The sequence below is a fragment of the Calothrix sp. 336/3 genome (assembly GCF_000734895.2).
Classification (GTDB): Bacteria; Cyanobacteriota; Cyanobacteriia; order Cyanobacteriales; family Nostocaceae; genus 336-3.
In genome coordinates this window covers 2,419,745-2,437,345 of the sequence record NZ_CP011382.1, presented here as the reverse complement: position 1 = coordinate 2,437,345, position 17,601 = coordinate 2,419,745, and the positions used below count along the sequence as shown (strand labels likewise).

Sequence of the window (17,601 nt, the reverse complement as noted above, 5' to 3'; positions counted from 1 at the left end):
AAAAGCAAGTCTTACCTAATTATTGACCAATTTGGGGCTAATTATGACAACAGAAACACAATCACCAGTTACCCATGAAATACTCAATGGTAATCTAATTACATTGATGATAAAATTTACCATTCCTGGCATTTTAGGAATGTTATTGCTTGGCTTTAATAGCTTCTTAGATGCCTTATTTGCCGGACAACTAATTGGTGAAACAGCATTAGCCGCCATATCTTTAGCCGTACCACTTACTTCCCTAGTGATTGGTTGCGCTCATTTAGTAGGAGTAGGTTCTGCGTCAGTTCTCAGTCGGGCGATTGGTTCAGAAGATACCAAAACTAAGTCTAGAATTTTTGGCACTTTAGTAATTTTGAGCGTGATTATTGCTTTTTTTATCACCCTTTTAGGTTACTTTTTTAGTGATAAATTAATTGCCTTTATGGGCGGTAGTGGCGAAGTAGCCGCAGCAGGTGCAGAGTATTTTAGAATCTACACATCAGGTTCAGTATTTTATATTTTAGCAGTTGCTTCCAGTCAGTTGATTAAATCCGAAGGCAAGATTCGCCTCGCCATGATTTTCGCCGGAATATTTGCTATTCTTGACGCTATTTTAAATCCTATATTTATTAGTGTTTTTCACTGGGGTATTGCAGGAGTTGCTTCTTCTACAGTTGTTTCTATGTTGGTTTATAGCCTTTTAAATATTAGCTATTTTCTGTCTAATAAAAGTTCTATTCCGGTTAATCCTAAAAATTTAACTTTAGCAATAGATTTACTACCAGCAATTTTATCCGTAGGATTAACCGCCCTATTAATGGAAATTATTAGCTTAGTAGAACAGTCTGTAATTTATAAATCTATTGCTGAATATGGCACTGATCACGATATTGCAGTTGCCGGGGCAACTTTGAGAATATATGCTTTAGCATTTATTCCCGTAGAAGGGTTTGTACAAGCCCTACAACCTATAATTGGCATAAATTACGGAGCCAAAAATTATCACCGCCTCAAGCAGGCTTATTTCACATTTTGCATTGGTACAACATTATTCTTAGGATTAATTTGGCTGCCTTTACAATTATTTCCATCTACATTTCTCAGCATATTGTTGCCATCCGTAGCATTTAGTGCTGATGATTTATTTAATTTTAAAATTGTCAGTTTATTACTCTTAATTTTACCTTTAGGCTATTGTAGTGTAACTTTTTTCCAATCTATCGGCAATGGTAAAGCCGCAGGGTTACTAATTTTAGCTAAAACTCTTTTCTTTCTCGTTCCATTGGTATTAGTATTGTCGGCATATTTAGGTGTAAGAGGTGTATATTATGGAATGTTATTAACAGATTTATTGGTGGTAATCATTTCTTTATTGATAACTTGGTTAGAGTTTAAAAAAATGGTGGTGAAACACACTTAGGGCAAATATTAAAAGAAAATAAATACAAAATATATGAATCAAAAAAATAAAGGTACGGTAGTGATTACAGGAGCATCTACAGGAGTTGGGAAAGCAACTGCGCTTTTATTAGATAAACAAGGCTATCAAGTATTTGCAGGAGTTCGTCAAACAAAAGATGCTGAATTGCTCAAGTTAAATTCATCTGGTAATTTAACACCAGTAATTCTTGATGTCACCAAAATAGAACAGATTAAATCTGCCGCAGAAATTGTGGCATCATCTATTGGAGAAAAAGGATTATTTGGATTAGTAAATAATGCCGGTATATTAGTCGATGGACCATTAGAATGTTTAGACATTGATGAACTAAGATGGCAATTTGAAGTCAATGTCATTGGACAAGTAGCTGTTACCCAAGCCTTTTTACCAATGATTCGCCAAGCCAAGGGCAGGATTATTAATATTGGCTCGGTTTCTGGCAAAATCTCGTCACCATTTTTTTCAGCTTTGTGTGCTTCTAAATTTGCCTTAGAAGCATTAAACGATTCTTTAAGAATGGAATTGCATCCTTGGGGAATTGAAGTAATTTTAATTGAACCTGGCTCAATTGCTTCCACAGCACCAGACAAAGTAGAAGCAAGTTTAAACAAAAAATTAGCTAATATGTCGCCTACAGCCAGAGCTATGTACGGTGATATTTACAAGTTTTCCTTAGAGCAGTTAATCAAATCGAATCGCCTGGGAGTACCACCGGAAGAAGTTGCAAATGTGATTCAAACAGCCTTAGAAGTAAAGAAACCGAAAACTCGCTATTTCGTATCTAAAGAAAAACTGATGCTAGATTTTCTCATGTTGTTAGCGAAGATTCTCCCAGACAGGGTTTGTGATGCTATTCAACTCCAAGAATTGGAATTAAAAAATTAGTAAAGAGGTTAATTATGACTGTATCAGAATCTATCTATGCACCCAGCAATACACCATTTCAAATGACAGCAATGGAATGGATACACGCCTACTGGATGTCGCGGTGTGTTTACGTAGTAGCTAAACTTGGCATTGCAGATTTACTTAGTGAAAGTCCTCAACACTGCGACACTTTAGCAACTGTTACTAATACCAAGAGTGATGCCTTATATCGCATCCTCCGAGCCTTAGCTAGTGTGGGCATTTTTGCAGAGATTAAACCGCGTTATTTTGGGTTAACTCCATTAGCAGATAATTTGCAAACTAACCACCCTGAATCAGTGCGAGCTATGGCAATTTTACGGGGTGAGGAGCATTATTACAAAGCTTGGGGCGATTTGATGTACAGTTTACAAACTGGAGACAGTGCCTTTGAGCGTTTGTATGGTACGGATTTGTTTGAGTATAATGACCAAGATTCTACCCAAGGTGAAATTTTCGATCGCGCAATGGCAGAGTCGGAAGAGGAAAATACTTTAGTATTAGAGGCTTATGATTTTTCCTCTATTGATAAGTTAGCTGATATTGGTGGTGGCAAAGGTCTTTCCCTAGCGACAATTCTCCAAGCCTACCCCAGTATGACAGGGATACTATTTGACCGTCCAGATGTAGTTGAGCGGGCTAAAAATTCCTGGGATTTAGCTTTGAGGAATCGCTGCGAATTTATCGGCGGGAGCTTCTTTGAGGAGATTCCCACAGCAGCAGATGCGTATATTCTCAAGCATATTATCCAAGACTGGGACGATGAGCGATCGCTCACTATTCTCCAACGCTGTCATCAAGCCATGAAACCACAAAGCCGATTATTGGTAATAGACTTTGTCATTCCTCCAGGAAACGAATTTTACGGCAGTAAGTTTATAGACGTAAATATGTTAGTCATGTGTCCAGGCGGACGCATCCGTACTGAAGAAGAATTTCACACACTCTTTCAAGCCGCAGGGTTCAGAATAACTAGAATTATCCCAACTGAATCGGAGGTAAGCATTATTGAGGCAGTTAGAGAACATTCATAAAGTAAATCTGGCGTTGCTGATTGCAGTCTGAATTTTGTTGCACCCAAAGGCGTAGGGGCGCAAGAAATCTCAAATTTTGATTTTGAAAACATTAATTTTCATCCCCTATTCAGCAACGCCAAGAATTTAGTCTTCACTACGGCTGAATATAATACTTTATGCTTCGGGGGGAGGGTTTATTTCTTTCGCCATCTCTAGAAAATCACTTGGATCTCCAGTTGATACAGCCTCGGAGCGTGTTTCTTGTGGCTGTCTCACTTCAAATTTGGGAGCAGTTGCGGCTTCTGCGGCTTTTGCTCCTTCCTCGGTACGATCAATTTCACTGACGCTAAATTCTTTTAATGCTTCTTCATAATCTGCATTAACATCTACTTTTGGTGCTTTGACTTCGCCTTTCTCTATTGCTTCAGCTACTTGTTGAGAGTCGTAAGGTCGAGAATTGTTTAAGTCGGTTGTAGATTGTGACATTTAACCCTCTAGTTGAAATTAGTGAACTAACTATAGGATTCCTATTCGATTTTTGTTAGCATAGCTTACACTTGTGTTTACAAGATTAAGTAGTTGTAGTATCAAGATTTTTGCAGGCAGTGCCCACTTACTAATCTTTGAAAACTTGCAACCTTATGAGCTACTTTATACCAATTTGAAAAAACAATACGACACATGGACAAAATCCCTCCCCATAGACGCGGAGCGGCTTCTCGCAGAGTACGGGTGCCCGATAGGGCGGGTGGGGTATCTGTCGTAAACATTTTTTGCATCGGTATTACATCTCAAAAATCTTTCAGATAGTCCTATAAAATTATTGTTTTGCTGTACGTCTACAAACTTATCTGAGATATTGATACAAGTAAAAACCCCATCAGATAGATTGTCGAGCCTATCTTGAGAAATAGTTTGCAAACAATCTTATTATGCTATTAATATCTCCGAAGAAAGGTGACTTTATTTATTGAATATTGATATACCTAAAGTAAGTTTGTTTGATTATCATTGCAACCATTTTAGGAATAAAATATGTCATCTCAGTTCAACACAAATAGCACCCAGAATGTTTCAGAATCTGTACTCAAAGCTATTAGTGATTTTGAAAATCTCAATGTAGACGATCGACTAGCTGCTCTTTATTTTATTTACACAAAGATGGGAGATTCCGTCACACCTGCTGCTCCAAGTGCTGCAAACCCAAATTTAGCTCCAATCCTATTGGAAGATTTTCTAGACTTATCTGATGACGAACAGCTACAAATTATGCGAGATATAGCCAACCGTCAAGACACAGATTATTCCCGTGCTTATGGTGCTTTAACAGCCAATAACCAGCTTTTAGTTTGGTTTACCTGGGCTGAAGAAATGGGAAATTTGGTGGTAGATATACCTGGTGATGCAGCAACAGCAACAGTAAATAAAATAGTTTCTCAAGTTGAAAATTTCAGCTTTGAAGAGCAAATATTTATATTGCGGGAAATGGCTATAAATATGGGATATACAGATGTGAAGCCAATTCCTACTCAAGCTGAAACTGGTAAAACTTCCAGCCTTTAGGTGAATTGCTCTCTTACTCCCATCTGAGGTGACAAACCCTAAAAAAAGTATTTCTTAACGAGTAATTGTGTATTATTCATGGCTTAAAAAGCCTTGATAAAATTGGCTTTGGGAGGGGTTAAAGGGGTAATATCAAACTCGGTTGATTACAGATATTGTAAGGGGCAAAGCACTGCTGTGCCCCCTACCCTCATGTGGAAGAAGTTTGACTGCAAGAATCAGATCCTACTGGTTGATTGTAATTGGCATCTAACCAACAACGAGGCAATTCTTCACCTGATGGGAAAATTAAGCTTTGTTTTTCAAATTCTTCTGGGTCTTGTTCCTCTTCTCCTGCTTGATATTGACCCTTAAGAATGTTTTTTGTTGGATCGAATAATTGCTTAATATCCAGTATTTCCACTAAATTACCATTTTGCTTATCCTGTAACAACATGATTAAAATCTCCTGAGATTATAGTTTTAGGATTGCTTATACTGTTTCTTTGTGATGATGCGCTAAATTTTAAGCCTAGGTTGGTAGACTACTCTACGAGAAGCCGCACTTGGCAAAGTCTACCGCGTCTATGTTTCTATGGGGAATAAAGCACAACCTTATACAGAATTGGTATTAGCATTTTTTTAATTTAGTGAATTATTTTGTGATTAATAATGACCTAAAGAAGTATATTAAAAATATTTTCATCTAATACCGATTAAAAAAATGTTTACGACAGATACCCCACCCTCCTTAACCCTCGCCGATTTCGAGAAGGGTACTCTGCGAGAAGCCGCTCTGCGTCTATGGGGAGAAGTTTTGTCTATGTGTTGTATTGTTGTTTCAAATTGGTATAACAATTTTATCGATTATCCCTCAAGAACGATTTCTAAGACACAAGTACATTGCTCTGACTATGTCGAAGTGGACGAGGCTTATACCCCAGGCTTCCTGCTCCCTTTCCCCCTGCCTCTTCCAGTCGAGAGATTCGAGCGCAGGTGTACTCAAAAATGTAGTTGATGGATTATCGCAGGTATGGGTAAAAGTTGGTAAATAGTAGCGATTACCCTGTAAATCAGCAATTACGCAAGCTGGGCACAGATTAGGAGCTAGGGTGAAGAGCTAATTGTTTCATTAGCTAGTAAAACCAATGGCAACTCACGAAACATTGGGTATATTTGTTCATGAACGTAATACCAAATCTACAACTATTGGTGCATGGTCAGAATTGTAATTGTTTCCTGTATATATATTAGCTACTTGTAAATATTGATTAACAAAACAATGGTCTATAGGAATATTTAAGAGAGGAGTTATCCATTGTGTAAATTTATTGTAAGTTGTTGCTCGCGGCCAACTTGGTAATAGACCAAACCCTAGACTAGTATTATGTAATTTAGTTCTACGAATAAATTGCCGATAATAGGGTGACCAAGGTGTTAAATTAAAATCACCGGCTACAATTAATGGCTGATTCAATGTTGAAATATAATTACTTAAAGCATTTAGCTGAAGATTCCGCCTGTCAAAAGTACTGCGTTTAATTGGTACTAAAGGATGGGTTCCGATAAACTTAACATCTTGCCCATTAACGTCTAAAGTTGCAATTAGATTATGGTTTCCTTGACCAGAAAAATTATCTCCCTTGATATCTTTAATTGGTAAGCGACTTAAAATCACTAAGCCACCACCAGTACTTCTAAAATAATAAGGCAGAGATTTTTTTAGTTGAGAATTTAAGCTATTACCTATATCTTGACTAACTTCAATAAGTAAAGCTACATCAGGCTGGGCATTTTTGACAAAATTAGTAATTTTTTGCAGGTGGGTATTCTGAGGATTAATATTAAAAGATAAAACTCTTATCTTTTCAACCGTGTTGACATTGTTTTTTTGTGAATGAGGTAAATACCAGGGAATAATATCAATTGCATTTAAACCAAAAATCAATAAAGCAATTATTAATATCATCCGATTTTGGAGATATCTTTTTTTACACAGTAAAAATAAAATACAGCTAGTTATCAAAGATAAAATAAAATACTGGTAACGGAAATGTGCTATTAGCTCTAAAGGCCAACTCCAAGCTTGATATGATGCTAAGGAGAATAAGCCTAAAGATAATATTGTAGTTGTTGCCAATATCAAAGTAACTTTTTGAATCATGTTTAACATTGTTTATGATTTTTCGTAATCTTGACTTTTACAAAAACTACAAAGGCTAACCCGGCATTTTCCTATGTTCATACGGCATTCATCAATATTACTGACTAGACTACGATCGAGATAGAATGGACGGATATTTTCAGCATCTAAACTGGATCGATTCAAAGGGCAATTAAGTAAGTCGGTGAGAATAAACCTAACTATGTAACAGAATGTAAAATCGGCATAACCCTTGGGATTGCTTCATTTCACTGAGTCGCAAAGCGACACGCTACGCGAACGTTTCATTCGCAATGACATACATTGAAATTTTCACACCGATCTACTTAGTTGGTTTGAGGCTAACCACACAAGGACATCGCTTTTACAGTTGGAATCTCGTAATCACAGGCATTTGGTAAGACTAAACTTTGCCAATGGGAAACTGCGATCGCAAATGCAACCTGTGCTAACAACATCAGAAAATGCAACCGTCGCTGCTGCACCCAAACCATCCAGCTATAGGGAAATAACACGAAAGCGCTATGAGCATAAATTCCCAGCATTGGATTCCATAGTAATCGCGCCATCCCGAAACTGCGCCCGTGATTGTCCATTGGTAGTCCTGATGAAGCATAAGGCTGCCCCAATGCTATGCCAAACAGCGAGAGCAGTAAAACATGTAACCAAATAAGTGCCTTTGATTCCCACGGATGAAAAATATATGCAGAGCGCGATCGATATAGCAAAAAGCAGTACCAAGGCAGTAAGAAGCCAAAGAACCAAATGGAAATTTTCATAGTTGACAGAACTCAATAGTTGGAATTTACGAGCAAACAAAGCTGTGATAAATCTCACTCATCTTCTGAAAAAAGCTGTACTCCTTCTGGGAAGTTGAGTTCTCCCACTTTAATCCGTTGAGTGACTTGAATGATTTTGTTAATGCTGCTTTTTGGGATATAGCGACCGCACCTATCCCAACCTGCAAAGTTGAGATTGACATACCAGAAAGGTTCAGTTGGTCGATGTCCTGTCCGTTGTTGATATCGATCGATTTCTTGCTGAAATTCTGATTCTGCGATCGCGATCGCCACATCAGATGGCGGAATTGGCTGAAGGCAGAAATAAATATTTCCATAATCAACAAATTCCTGTCCACTGACAAACGCCTGATGCAATTGATTATGGATGCTCTCAACTCGCGTTGAACCGGACTCAATGACAAAATCCTCACCCGGTTCTGCCAAGGGCAATAAAAATTCGATGATGTTTTGGTAATATCCTTCAGATATAAAGCGCAGCTCGTTATCTTTTGCCAAGACGACGAGGGGATAATCATCAATTAACAATCGCATATAGATTGTCCAGCCTGGGTATTCTGACATACAGTTAGCAGATTTGATTTGTAGTTTATTGCGATCGCAATTAGTGACAGTTGCGATTCCCTTTGATAACAGCAGTTTTAGGGATTGCATTACATTTAACCCCTGGAGAACCAAATCCACTATATTGATCGAAGTTTCCTTGAACCTGCAAATCTGGGGGAAGTTTGGCAATGCTAGTTTTGTACAAAAAAAGGTTTCCTTCAACTACCATTGCATTGGGCAGCTCTTCAATGTACGTACCGCTAATAGTTAGGTTGCCTTTGACGGTTAGTTGATTGGGAAGTCTTTTGAGATTGCCTTCTAGGGTAACGTTACGATTGATGATACAGCGTTCTCCTTCCTCGATCGCGCCAAATTTTTTCAGGCTTCCACAAGGTGCGGGGGGAGTCGGTTGCAGCAGATAAATTCCAACCACCACCAAAGGAAATATGAAAAGCAGCAATGCTCCAGGGGAGCCGCTACGCGAACGCCATCTTAGTTTTGAGAACATATAAATTCTAATTTAGGTTAACTTAATATCTTGCACATTTACGTATACATACAGCAAAATCAAACATCTGGGCGATATAGCTACAGTATTTTTGTTTGCTTTTAACGATAAATTAATACTTTTAGCTTTATGCTGAGTATTTAATCTCACAATTTTTGCTTGGAAGATGTGAGGAGTATGTCACTAGAAAATCCAAGTCCTTTAGCGATCGCACTCACCCTTTGGAATATTGGCATTGTTTCCGAGCAGAACCTAATCGCTTGGGCTGATGCTCAGATTCTGGCGATTGAAAAGCCTGCTTATGATTTACTGGAAATTGCCACTAAAGGTGCTAAAGTGTGCCTCAAACAAGGGTTGATTGAAACGATTCCAATTGCTCTTGGCTACTCAGAGGAATTTTTTATTCGAGCTTATTTGTTGAATCTCGAATGCGATGGCTCAATAAAATCCTTCATCGCTTGGGTTTCTCACAACTGCTGTGGGAGTACGGAAATCCCCGAAGCTTCATTAGGATATCATCTAGAAAATCTATACTGCGATTGTGAGGATGTTGATGCGGCGATCGCAATGCTACGGGTTGAACTTCCAAAAATCATGCCTCGTTGTGAATCCTTTGCTACTATGTTTTTGGAGCAAGTCTCTGGGTTAGAGCTATGCATTTAACCGCCCATCAAACTGCAATGATTGAAGTTGCTAGGGAGATTCGTTTGGCGTTAGATCGCTTGAAATACCTCGATCCAGATGGAATGTGTTTGACAATAGACTTAAATCCACCGCTTGAATCCGTGGCGATTCTAAAAGCATTGGAAATTCAGCTACCATTCGCCTATGCTGCTTTTTTGCTAGAGGTGGGAAATGGAGGGTGTTGGGATTGTGCCGAGCGAGACTGTTGGATGACAATTGATGAAATCATACAGCATAATTGTGCTGAGTTATGGCATCAGTCACCGCCTGATTTCGTTCGTCAATTTCTGGCAACAGGAAAACAATCTGATGCAGTCGAGTTACCCTATCTCCTGAAAATTAACGCCCTTCCTGGACTATTACGAATTGGGTTGTATCCTCCAGAACAAGAGACTTACGGGTTGTTTCTGACACAAGAAGGACATGAAGTGAAAATTCAAATCTGCTTACAACCGTTGTTGACTTATGTTGTGATGGAACGCTATACACCGAAGCAATGGTTACAAATGCATCTCAATTTTTTAAATAATGAGATTTATGAAATTGAAAAATCGATCTCAATCTTGAATTCTCAGCAAAGTCCATATCTTCTTTTCCAAGGATATTTAATGGGTTTGTCCGAGGCTAGGTTGAAGCAGTTTATTGAAAATTGTCCCGCAATTCCTTTAGAAAGAAAACGAAATTTGCTAGATGAGATATGGTAGACCTAGTAAAACCATTATAGTACTTTCTGTATAATATATCTAATAATTATTATTAGAAAATATTTGATTATATGAACCGCAAACAATTATACTGGGTAAAAGACTATACTTATGAAGCCAGACAAAAAAAGATTGGTTGGCTAAATGAAATAATTGAGTCACTACATGAGCAACCAGAATTAGGAAAATATGAAGACGATGAAGACTCAGAAGAGCTATTTACCCAGGAAACTATCACAGTTGCTCAACGTTTAATGAAATTAGTTATCCAAGAGGAGCCGAATAAACAGGATATTCGTGAATTATATATATTGCTGAAAATTTATGAACATATTCGTAACTCCGCTTGGTACGATATTTGTAAATATGTGGAAAAGTGGCATTGGGTAGTAAATATTTGGGAAACATTTCAGAATGTAATTGAATTAGATATTTGGCATGGTTGTGAGTATCAACGTTATTCAATTAAAGAACCATTAATTGCTGAGGGTAAATTTACCATAGGTAGCTCTTATATCGGTCAGCCCGCTCATATTGCATTCAGATTAGAACAGAATTTAGAGAACAATCAGATTAAAATTATTTGGCAAATTCCAAATGAGACAGATATTATTGACGAATATATTTCAGAGTCGATCGAAGGAATTATCGATGGGCTGATTAAATATTCTCATCTAGAAAATAAAGCTTTTTCATCCCTAAAAATTACTGTCTTTAATGGCAGTTATCACGAATCTATCTGTAGGGGGTTTGATTATCGTATGGCTGCTCGTATCGCTTGGAGGAATGCTTTAAAAACTGCTGAATTCATACCTCTTTAATGGTTAAGGTTGGAGAAATTCAAGCATTTAATCATTATTACAGCATTTTTCACCTATTTGAACCAGTTGCTGGATGAGAGATAAGCATGGAAAAACCTTTGTTCTAATTGATGGATATACACTAGCGATCGCACAAAGCGATTCAGGTGTGTTATTCTCTGGTCGCCACAGTCGCAAAGCCATAACCCGATATGACGATTCGCTCCTGATTCAGTTTTTGGCACGTCATGCCCATAATGATACGTTTTGGCAGTGCTTTCAGGCGCGTGAAATGTACGAGAATGAGGATAATCGCTTCTTTGTCAGGAATTGCCAGCAGCTTATTGGCGAGAGCAGTTGGAAACTACCGCAAGTTTATCAAAATTGGGCGATTTGGGAACTGATAGATCGACTGTTTCAAATTCATGGCGAGTCTTACAATGAACCGATTTGTTTATGGCATCCGGGGAGTTACTATCCGATGTACGGTATTCCCTATGACACTGCATTGAAGGTGATACAGGTTGCACGAAATTGGAGGAATCTGCAAGAAATTGAGGGAATTGAACTGCTCAATGAAACCCAGTGGAATTTACGCTTTGTGTCTGCTGCGAGTCCTACTCACTCTTTACTAATCCCGCAGATTTTGTCTGAGATTGAAGAAACTGCTAGTATATATCTACTATTTTTTGCAGAAAAAGCCCAGTTACATACACCCAATCAGGTTGCAGCAATTAGATATGAACTGCTGCATCAGATGGCGATCGCAAACCTGCTCAACCGTAAAATCTCGCCAGAAATTCTTGCTCGTCTAGTTGCTTATCCAAATCTGCAACGCTGTGTCATCCAAGCTGAAAAGCTATGGCGCTACTTAGATGGTGCTTCTGTGAGCCAAGAAAAAAATAGTTTGTGTTTAGATTGGATGTTTTTTGATCCACCACTACCTCAAACTGACTTTCATCAGCTTTGCCTACAGCATTTTCAAAAAGCAAAATTGCAGTACCCGTATACGATTCCCTTTGAAGCCGATGGGAAGCAATATCGGCTGGTGACAGGAAGTGTACATCACAATGCGATCGGCTTGTTGACGGTTTTAGAAATTACGATGCCGATAAATGCGAATACCTTATTTATCAACGTGAATGAGCCGACGTACCTAGAGTTAGTTATCTGGGCTTCGCAGACATCCTGCTTACCTCCGGTTGAAGATTGGGAAATGTCTGTTGATTGGAGAGGACGAGAAGATGAGTTGGTAACTTTAGGAACAGATCCTTCCTTGCCTAAAGCTGAGTTTTTCTTGAACTGTTTAGCATCTCACCTTGCAAGGCTCTGGCAAAATGGGGAGCGAACGGCGTTGAAAAAAGGATTGCTCCCTTTGCAAAGTTATTTCCCAAAGGAAACCTACTTTCTCTACTGTCGAGGTCAGATGCTACTATCCGGGGAACTGCGATTTCACTATAGGGAATGGTTTGATGGGGGCTTTCTCCGGCTTTTTCGGGCAGAACAAGCCAAGTAATAATCATACCAAATGGTAAGAGGTGAGTGCATGTGGGAAGTCAGATATCTGAATGCAGAGTTACTCGATCTCAAACTTTGGGGCGAAGGCTGTCGCCTGTATCAGATTCGCCAAATGGGTGATGATGAGATTTGCTTGATTCAAACAGATGATACTCCGCAGGAGTCGCTATGCCAACGCTGGCAAGTTGTTTATACCGAGCGTGGTACGGTTCAACATCTGCTGTTTGAATTTACGGATGAGGCTGAAGCTTGTGAGTTTATGTATCGGGAGATAAAGACAATCAAGCATCCCCATCTTGTGGGGCTATTTCCGACTGATGATGATGCAGAGCAATTCTGTCAGGTGTTGACTCAGTTACAAATTCAATTCTCTCACGACCCGCAAGGAAGGGTGAGGGTGTACGATCAAGACATTTTTACAGTGGAGCGTCACTTCGGTTGCCAATTACCCCTGCGAAAATGGTTAAGCGTTCCTGAACGAATTCACGTTACCCTCGATCGATTGCGAAAATTCGATCCATACAATCGCTATGTCCAAATCACGACTAATCCGCCAATTGGTTCTGAAACAAAGTTGAGCGCGTTAGAAGCACAACATGGAATTAAACTGCCTGAAGTTTACAGAACATTTTTGCTAGAAGTCTGCAATGGTGGTAATTGGGAACGGCTAGGAAATTACTGGTCGATTGAGGAAGTTATGGCAAACAATTCTGCTCAACTATGGAATCAGCCTTTACCTGAGTTCCTCGCAAAGTTGAGAGCGGCAAAATCGAGGGATTGGCTCAAAAATCCAGGAAATCAGCAATATCCAGGGTTGTTACGAATTGTCGATGGGGATAATCCTGTGCGCGATTTGTTTCTCACCCAGGAAGGATACGAGGTGGAAATTCAGGGGGATTGGATTCGTTTTTGTGAGTTTTCTCCAGAACAATGGCTCAAGGATTTTCTAGATGATATTCAATATGGGTTATCTCCAATTGAAGGATTACTGGCTTTTCTCCGCTCTGGGAAATTAATTCGAGATTATCCATACTTTCATTCTGTGAATTTTGCCAGACTCCTTGCAGAAACCATCGGACTTAATATCGATCCCGAACTCACGAATGAGCAAGTGAGGGTGAGCGATGAAATAGATTATAAAATCAACCAATGGCGAATTGAGAATATGGGTAAGATGCGGTACAACTTTGGGTTTAATGCGGAACAAGCTGAGATGCGAACGCAACGAATTTTAGAAAGGTTGGAGTACATATACAATATATATTACCCGTGAATTTCCAAATCGATGACACAGTTGTTAGCGCTATTAATTTCCTGGGTAATTGAAATACCTGTGGTGTTAATTACTTTAGCAAAGACACAGCAATTTTCTTCCCGTGGGGATATCTACAATACATCGATTATAGCCTTTGCTGCAACCCTCTTCACCCATCCCCTAGCTTGGGAAAGTAACCAAATACTAACTCATTACATGGACTTTCCTCTGAGAGTGACACTGATAGAAATCTTTGTGGCGATCGCAGAAGGTATTATCTATACAATAATTTTAAAATTAGCTTGGCAAAAGGGTTTATTTTTATCCATCATTGCCAATGGAACTTCGTTTTTTGGAGGTTTGCTCATCGCTGAATTATTGCGACAATAAATATTAATTAATTTCAGCATTAACTATTTACTTTACTTTCTTCTGGTATTGCCAAAGCTAGAAGTAAAATCGGAATTTCTACCCAAGCATGAACTGCTGCGACAATCCCATACACCGCACGAGTATTGGTGAATGATATAGTAAAACCGACAAAAAATAATGCACTTAAGAAGGTAACAAACCAGCGAAATTGTTTTTTGTCATAATTTTTTAAAAAATCATTATTTGTTCTAAATTGATTAGTATTCTCCCACTTCGGTAACACCCCTATAACCACGGCATAGTGCATAGATTGTAAAAATACTCCTGCGGAAAAAGCATGAATTGCTATTACTGGGTTATGTAGTTGCTTTGGTACAAAAGCTCCTAGATGAAACTCCAATCCTCCTGTTGGAAATAAAGATGCTTCTAATGTAACCAAACCCATAGAGGATAAAAAGTCGTAGGGGATTCCAGAAAGAATTACTAAAGGAATGAGAAAAAAGACAACAGTACAAGCAAATAAAGCGCGATTTCGTTGCCAACCCCGTAATTTTTCCGCTATAAATCCCACAGGGGTAATATTATGTAAAATCGCGAATAATAGCAGTGTGAGAGTCGCTGACCAAAATATCCCAACTGCGAGGATAATACATAATAGGGTTGCGAAAACTCCCAATCGCCAGTTTTTCTTCGCTAAAATCGGGATAACAAGTGCAACTAACCCAACTACGCAACTTAATTCTAACGCGATGCTTATCCAATTCGGAATTAACCCGAATACTTGTAAACTGCGAAAACAAATGACTAGTAGAAGTAACTGACTAATTCTTAAACGTAAACTATTTCCTAGACGCTGGTGAAAGCGATTATTAACATAATGTAATTCTGTTAATACATGGGTAAGTCCAAATGTTGCTAAAGTAAAGGTGTATGTAGCTAAAGGACAAGCTACCGCAAATATTGCACTAATTATAATTATATTAACAGCAACAAATATTGACATTTTTTAATAATTAACTCTGCTTTTTAGCAAGTTGTATTTTTTTATAAACCATCATGATACCAGCTAGGGATATTCCGGGAATTATCAAGTTGAACCAATTCAGTATCAAAGATGGTAATGGTCGTTTATCTTGCACTTGATAAGCTTTTGTTTCTGAATTTCCTAGGTTAGAAGTGTAAACAACTTCCTTATATTTTAAATCGAGAGATTTGGGCGCGATCGCGACAATTTCTAAAACATCAGCAACTTCTTTTACACCATATCTACCTGGCAGCAATCTCAGAGATGTAATACTATTCTTGGCTGGAACTAACAGAGATTTTTTGCTATTCCAATCCTTAATATATTGACCTTCTTTAGCTTTAGTAATATCTTGAGATTTCAGCAAAGATTTTTTGATAGCATAGATATCACTATATTCTCGATATCCATTTAAACCCAAACATTTACCTGACTGAAGAATTCTGTTATATGTTGGCAGGTTGGGATTTTCCGACTTAACATGGGCAATTAAAAAATAATTGGGATATTTGTCAAGATTGGCAATTTTAAAACAATAATTAACTGGAGATTCTCCCGGAGGTAGAACATCTGCCCAAGCAACAGGTAATTGAATATAATTGATTAACGTTACTGTAGCTAATATTTTGGGAATATCTTTCAGAACTTTCATGATATTAAGATAAAAATTAATTCACAACTAATAGTTATATCCTAATTTTGTATAAATAAGTAGTAAGGTGCAATTAAATACAAAACCTCTGTAGTATGGGATTAGGGCAGCGTAACCCATGGAGAATAAGACTTTGATGCGTTACGGCTACGCCTAATACATCCTACCTTTGATTAAACCCGGCTATTTAATTGCTAATTTTCTTAAATAAAGCCTTGGGTTGGCTAGAATCTTTACTGTAATTAATCATCTGCCAAATATTCTTTTACAGATGCAATAATAGAATTAATGTTGTCATTATTTGCTTCCAGTTTAGAAATCAGTAAAACCCTATCTCTTATACCCAATTGATAAATAATCAAAGCTAAATAATATTCCCAGTCTAATTGTCTGCGCTGGGCAATTCCATCATAGAAATCTCTCTCTGGTGGATTATGTGCAATCTCCAGTAAGATATCTAAGGTGTGTTGGACTTCCTGTTCTTTAATCCAGACAGAAATATATTCTTCTTCCTTTTCAAGCTCTTGATTTTGCTTTTCCCACTCATATCTATTCCGTTGGAATTCACTACCAAAACCTGCAAAAATTTCCGGACTAACAGGTGCTGCTAATTCCGCTAAAAATTCAAGAATTTGTTCCTTGCTTAGTTTTATCATTTGAGAGAATATCAATCGTTAAAATTCCATCCTCTTTATATGAGTGACTTAAGCATTGAGCGCAGCGATGCACTGAGCTTGTCAAAATGTCGAAATGCGTCTTACAAATAATCGCAACCACCTACTGACAACCGAGATAAATTTATATGTACCTCATCTGCTTAGAAAAGGCTGAATTTTTCGCCAATTTATACAATCCTATTTAGTATCCTTCCCTTGATTTGTATGTGATTCCGGCTTTGTTTGCTCAAACTTAATTTCCCATCTCAAATATTCTTTTACGAACGATTCTGCCCATTTGTATGCACGTTCTAGGGGTGATGCCAATAATTGCAATAATGCAGAGGTAATCTCATGCAAATTTGGTTGTTTAACCTCTAACCAATTCCGTAATTTCTGACCACTTTTAAACGCAATACCCAACACCCAGATATTCAAGGCAGTAATTAAAGCGAATAAAAACAAAACAACGGCGATCGCTTGTTTGAAAATTAGCCAAGTTTTACCAGCTGCTTGTTGGTAGACAACTGCCGTATCTTTATCTGAGAGGGTAGCCCATAGTTGTATAGCCCCTTGAATTGGGTTATTCTCTGTAGGTTGAATATTATCCCTTTTGTAGAGGACTGGAAGACTATTAGGAGATGTCGGATTTTGTTTCATCAAAGTTTCTTGCATAATTTTTTTAGTCAATCTTGTAGCTTTGACATCGTTACACTCAATTTATGCTTTCCACAATCAGCAATCACACTTAATATAATTTAACATTCTGATAAATCCTCAGAAAAACTAAATTATGTCTGATTTTGTAACCGCTTAAGATTAATAAGTTTGACTGGGAAAATACTTTTGATGGCTTTCCATGCCTGAAATCTGTGGACGATACTATCTCCGGGAGTGCAACCGCAATTGCGCGCAGCGCCAGAGGCAATGCTCGCATCACAAATCTAATGTATTATGGAATCCACAACCAGCACAAAAATTGATACATTAGTTAAGAACTAAATCTAGTCACCAAATTTTCTGTAAGA

At 38.2% G+C, this 17,601-nt stretch carries 20 protein-coding genes and 1 pseudogene; 11 read left to right on the top strand and 10 right to left on the bottom strand.

Annotated features, from left to right (window positions below; genetic code table 11):
* Positions 1–43: 43 nt before the first annotated feature.
* Genes IJ00_RS10250 through IJ00_RS10240 form a run of 3 tightly spaced genes read left to right on the top strand, consistent with a single transcriptional unit; the run spans position 44 to position 3,366 of the window.
* Complete coding sequence (locus IJ00_RS10250) at positions 44–1,405, top strand: MATE family efflux transporter (protein WP_035152704.1); 1,362 nt, start codon at positions 44–46, stop codon at positions 1,403–1,405.
* Positions 1,406–1,438: 33 nt separating this feature from the next.
* Positions 1,439–2,311: an SDR family oxidoreductase gene (locus IJ00_RS10245; protein WP_035152701.1), complete on the top strand. Its 873-nt coding sequence runs from the start codon at positions 1,439–1,441 to the stop codon at positions 2,309–2,311.
* Between the two features lie 14 nt (positions 2,312–2,325).
* A complete protein-coding gene (locus IJ00_RS10240) occupies positions 2,326–3,366 on the top strand; it encodes a methyltransferase (protein WP_035152698.1) in 1,041 nt (346 codons plus the stop codon).
* 156 nt (positions 3,367–3,522) lie between these two features.
* On the opposite strand, the gene IJ00_RS10235 is transcribed toward IJ00_RS10240, so the two are convergent.
* Positions 3,523–3,834 carry a hypothetical protein gene (locus IJ00_RS10235; RefSeq protein WP_046814789.1) on the bottom strand — a complete coding sequence of 104 codons (312 nt, stop codon included), beginning with the start codon at positions 3,832–3,834 and terminating at the stop codon, positions 3,523–3,525.
* 549 nt (positions 3,835–4,383) lie between these two features.
* Here IJ00_RS10235 and IJ00_RS10225 point away from each other — a divergent pair.
* The gene (locus tag IJ00_RS10225) at positions 4,384–4,911 is read left to right on the top strand and encodes an orange carotenoid protein N-terminal domain-containing protein (protein WP_035152692.1); all 528 of its coding nucleotides are present in this window, start codon (positions 4,384–4,386) and stop codon (positions 4,909–4,911) included.
* A 190-nt stretch (positions 4,912–5,101) separates the two neighbouring features.
* On the opposite strand, the gene IJ00_RS10220 is transcribed toward IJ00_RS10225, so the two are convergent.
* Complete coding sequence (locus IJ00_RS10220; protein WP_046814788.1) at positions 5,102–5,347, bottom strand: hypothetical protein; 246 nt, start codon at positions 5,345–5,347, stop codon at positions 5,102–5,104.
* Between the two features lie 520 nt (positions 5,348–5,867).
* Between IJ00_RS10220 and IJ00_RS29650 the strand changes: the two are divergent.
* Positions 5,868–6,023, top strand: a pseudogene (locus IJ00_RS29650) (IS4 family transposase); the annotation flags it as partial.
* 47 nt (positions 6,024–6,070) lie between these two features.
* Here the strand turns inward: IJ00_RS29650 and IJ00_RS10215 are convergent.
* From IJ00_RS10215 to IJ00_RS10200, 4 genes are all read right to left on the bottom strand, one after another.
* Entirely contained in the window at positions 6,071–7,054 is a 984-nt protein-coding gene (locus IJ00_RS10215; protein ID WP_238178490.1) for an endonuclease/exonuclease/phosphatase family protein, read from the bottom strand.
* Between the two features lie 341 nt (positions 7,055–7,395).
* Positions 7,396–7,650: a hypothetical protein gene (locus IJ00_RS10210; RefSeq protein WP_035152687.1), complete on the bottom strand. Its 255-nt coding sequence runs from the start codon at positions 7,648–7,650 to the stop codon at positions 7,396–7,398.
* Positions 7,651–7,887: 237 nt separating this feature from the next.
* Positions 7,888–8,508, bottom strand: coding sequence for a hypothetical protein (locus tag IJ00_RS29410; RefSeq protein WP_201782684.1), 621 nt, complete (start codon positions 8,506–8,508; stop codon positions 7,888–7,890).
* Positions 8,459–8,908, bottom strand: a complete 450-nt coding sequence (locus IJ00_RS10200; RefSeq protein ID WP_035152681.1) for a hypothetical protein — start codon at positions 8,906–8,908, stop codon at positions 8,459–8,461. Before IJ00_RS10200 ends, IJ00_RS29410 begins: the two co-directional genes overlap by 50 nt.
* A 177-nt stretch (positions 8,909–9,085) precedes the next feature.
* Here IJ00_RS10200 and IJ00_RS10195 point away from each other — a divergent pair, with 177 nt between their 5' ends.
* The 6 genes from IJ00_RS10195 (at position 9,086) to IJ00_RS10170 (ending at position 14,259) form a co-directional block, all read left to right on the top strand.
* On the top strand, positions 9,086–9,571 hold the full coding sequence (locus tag IJ00_RS10195; RefSeq protein ID WP_035152678.1) for a hypothetical protein: 486 nt from the start codon (positions 9,086–9,088) through the stop codon (positions 9,569–9,571).
* The gene (locus IJ00_RS10190) at positions 9,562–10,296 is read left to right on the top strand and encodes a hypothetical protein (protein ID WP_035152675.1); all 735 of its coding nucleotides are present in this window, start codon (positions 9,562–9,564) and stop codon (positions 10,294–10,296) included. The genes IJ00_RS10195 and IJ00_RS10190 overlap by 10 nt, the downstream gene beginning before the upstream one ends.
* 71 nt (positions 10,297–10,367) lie before the next feature.
* Positions 10,368–11,117, top strand: coding sequence for a hypothetical protein (locus tag IJ00_RS10185; RefSeq protein WP_035152672.1), 750 nt, complete (start codon positions 10,368–10,370; stop codon positions 11,115–11,117).
* A 73-nt stretch (positions 11,118–11,190) separates the two neighbouring features.
* Complete coding sequence (locus IJ00_RS10180; protein WP_035152670.1) at positions 11,191–12,612, top strand: hypothetical protein; 1,422 nt, start codon at positions 11,191–11,193, stop codon at positions 12,610–12,612.
* A gap of 30 nt (positions 12,613–12,642) precedes the next feature.
* Positions 12,643–13,887, top strand: coding sequence for an SMI1/KNR4 family protein (locus tag IJ00_RS10175; RefSeq protein WP_035152667.1), 1,245 nt, complete (start codon positions 12,643–12,645; stop codon positions 13,885–13,887).
* A 12-nt stretch (positions 13,888–13,899) separates the two neighbouring features.
* A complete protein-coding gene (locus IJ00_RS10170) occupies positions 13,900–14,259 on the top strand; it encodes a hypothetical protein (protein ID WP_035152664.1) in 360 nt (119 codons plus the stop codon).
* Positions 14,260–14,278: 19 nt separating this feature from the next.
* Here IJ00_RS10170 and IJ00_RS10165 read toward each other — a convergent pair whose 3' ends face one another.
* The 4 genes from IJ00_RS10165 to IJ00_RS10150 form a co-directional block, all read right to left on the bottom strand.
* Positions 14,279–15,244, bottom strand: a complete 966-nt coding sequence (locus IJ00_RS10165; RefSeq protein WP_035152661.1) for a hypothetical protein — start codon at positions 15,242–15,244, stop codon at positions 14,279–14,281.
* A gap of 10 nt (positions 15,245–15,254) precedes the next feature.
* A complete protein-coding gene (locus tag IJ00_RS10160; RefSeq protein ID WP_035152658.1) occupies positions 15,255–15,917 on the bottom strand; it encodes a hypothetical protein in 663 nt (220 codons plus the stop codon).
* A 242-nt stretch (positions 15,918–16,159) separates the two neighbouring features.
* Positions 16,160–16,573 carry a hypothetical protein gene (locus IJ00_RS10155; RefSeq protein WP_035152655.1) on the bottom strand — a complete coding sequence of 138 codons (414 nt, stop codon included), beginning with the start codon at positions 16,571–16,573 and terminating at the stop codon, positions 16,160–16,162.
* A gap of 198 nt (positions 16,574–16,771) precedes the next feature.
* Positions 16,772–17,248: a hypothetical protein gene (locus IJ00_RS10150; protein WP_035152653.1), complete on the bottom strand. Its 477-nt coding sequence runs from the start codon at positions 17,246–17,248 to the stop codon at positions 16,772–16,774.
* Between the last annotated feature and the right edge of the window lie 353 nt (positions 17,249–17,601).

Coding starts and splice junctions, on each gene's coding strand:
- IJ00_RS10200 (WP_035152681.1), bottom strand. CDS start 8,908: ATGTTCTCAAAACTAAGATGGCGTTCGCGTAGCGGCTCCCCTGGAGCA.
- IJ00_RS10180 (WP_035152670.1), top strand. CDS start 11,191: ATGAGAGATAAGCATGGAAAAACCTTTGTTCTAATTGATGGATATACA.
- IJ00_RS10170 (WP_035152664.1), top strand. CDS start 13,900: ATGACACAGTTGTTAGCGCTATTAATTTCCTGGGTAATTGAAATACCT.
- IJ00_RS10210 (WP_035152687.1), bottom strand. CDS start 7,650: ATGGACAATCACGGGCGCAGTTTCGGGATGGCGCGATTACTATGGAAT.
- IJ00_RS10160 (WP_035152658.1), bottom strand. CDS start 15,917: ATGAAAGTTCTGAAAGATATTCCCAAAATATTAGCTACAGTAACGTTA.
- IJ00_RS10235 (WP_046814789.1), bottom strand. CDS start 3,834: ATGTCACAATCTACAACCGACTTAAACAATTCTCGACCTTACGACTCT.
- IJ00_RS10190 (WP_035152675.1), top strand. CDS start 9,562: ATGCATTTAACCGCCCATCAAACTGCAATGATTGAAGTTGCTAGGGAG.
- IJ00_RS10250 (WP_035152704.1), top strand. CDS start 44: ATGACAACAGAAACACAATCACCAGTTACCCATGAAATACTCAATGGT.
- IJ00_RS10185 (WP_035152672.1), top strand. CDS start 10,368: ATGAACCGCAAACAATTATACTGGGTAAAAGACTATACTTATGAAGCC.
- IJ00_RS10155 (WP_035152655.1), bottom strand. CDS start 16,573: ATGATAAAACTAAGCAAGGAACAAATTCTTGAATTTTTAGCGGAATTA.
- IJ00_RS10165 (WP_035152661.1), bottom strand. CDS start 15,244: ATGTCAATATTTGTTGCTGTTAATATAATTATAATTAGTGCAATATTT.
- IJ00_RS10245 (WP_035152701.1), top strand. CDS start 1,439: ATGAATCAAAAAAATAAAGGTACGGTAGTGATTACAGGAGCATCTACA.
- IJ00_RS10195 (WP_035152678.1), top strand. CDS start 9,086: ATGTCACTAGAAAATCCAAGTCCTTTAGCGATCGCACTCACCCTTTGG.
- IJ00_RS10175 (WP_035152667.1), top strand. CDS start 12,643: ATGTGGGAAGTCAGATATCTGAATGCAGAGTTACTCGATCTCAAACTT.
- IJ00_RS29410 (WP_201782684.1), bottom strand. CDS start 8,508: ATGCAATCCCTAAAACTGCTGTTATCAAAGGGAATCGCAACTGTCACT.
- IJ00_RS10225 (WP_035152692.1), top strand. CDS start 4,384: ATGTCATCTCAGTTCAACACAAATAGCACCCAGAATGTTTCAGAATCT.
- IJ00_RS10240 (WP_035152698.1), top strand. CDS start 2,326: ATGACTGTATCAGAATCTATCTATGCACCCAGCAATACACCATTTCAA.
- IJ00_RS10215 (WP_238178490.1), bottom strand. CDS start 7,054: ATGATTCAAAAAGTTACTTTGATATTGGCAACAACTACAATATTATCT.
- IJ00_RS10220 (WP_046814788.1), bottom strand. CDS start 5,347: ATGTTGTTACAGGATAAGCAAAATGGTAATTTAGTGGAAATACTGGAT.
- IJ00_RS10150 (WP_035152653.1), bottom strand. CDS start 17,248: ATGCAAGAAACTTTGATGAAACAAAATCCGACATCTCCTAATAGTCTT.